Source organism: Cellulosilyticum sp. I15G10I2, from assembly GCF_900095725.1.
GTDB lineage: Bacteria > Bacillota > Clostridia > Lachnospirales > Cellulosilyticaceae > FMMP01.
Genome location: NZ_FMMP01000001.1, coordinates 1 through 636, shown reverse-complemented (window position 1 = coordinate 636; position 636 = coordinate 1). Strand labels below are relative to the sequence as shown.

The 636-nt window shown below is 39.3% G+C and carries 2 rRNA genes; both read left to right on the top strand.

What is annotated here, in order from left to right:
* A 16S ribosomal RNA gene (locus tag BN3326_RS00010) occupies positions 1–111 on the top strand; the annotation flags it as partial.
* A 402-nt stretch (positions 112–513) separates the two neighbouring features.
* Positions 514–636: ribosomal RNA gene (locus tag BN3326_RS00005) — 23S ribosomal RNA — on the top strand; the annotation flags it as partial.

Sequence of the window (636 nt, the reverse complement as noted above, 5' to 3'; positions counted from 1 at the left end):
CGTCGGTGACCTAACCCTTCGGGGAAGGAGCCGCCTAAGGCAAAACCAATGACTGGGGTGAAGTCGTAACAAGGTAGCCGTATCGGAAGGTGCGGCTGGATCACCTCCTTTCTAAGGAAAATGACTGTATGTGGTTACTGTTCTATCTTGAAAGCTCATTGAGCTTTCAACCTGGATTCTAGCACGTTAGTGCGCAGAAGATAGGGTGAACGTAGAATAGCTTAACGTATTGAGAGAAGCTTTATGCCGACTCACATAATTAAGTCTATCTACACTTTGTACTTTGAAAAACAAATACTACGAAAATAAGATTTTAAACTTTATAATTTAAAATCTACAATTTAACCGAAAATATTAAACAATTCTTTTTGAGTAGATGAAATGTTTATTTATAAACTATGTCTACTTTAGAATGAAACAAGGCACTTATTCCTATATCTAAACAGTAAAAAACACTGTTATATATAGAGATTATTTGACCATGATGGTGCATTCGTGCATCAATCATAATTAGGTCAAGCTACTAAGAGCGTAGAGTGGATGCCTTGGCACCGAGAGCCGATGAAGGACGCGATAAGCTGCGAAAAGCTTGGGGGAGCTGCAAATAAGCTTTGATCCCGAGATATCCGAATGGGG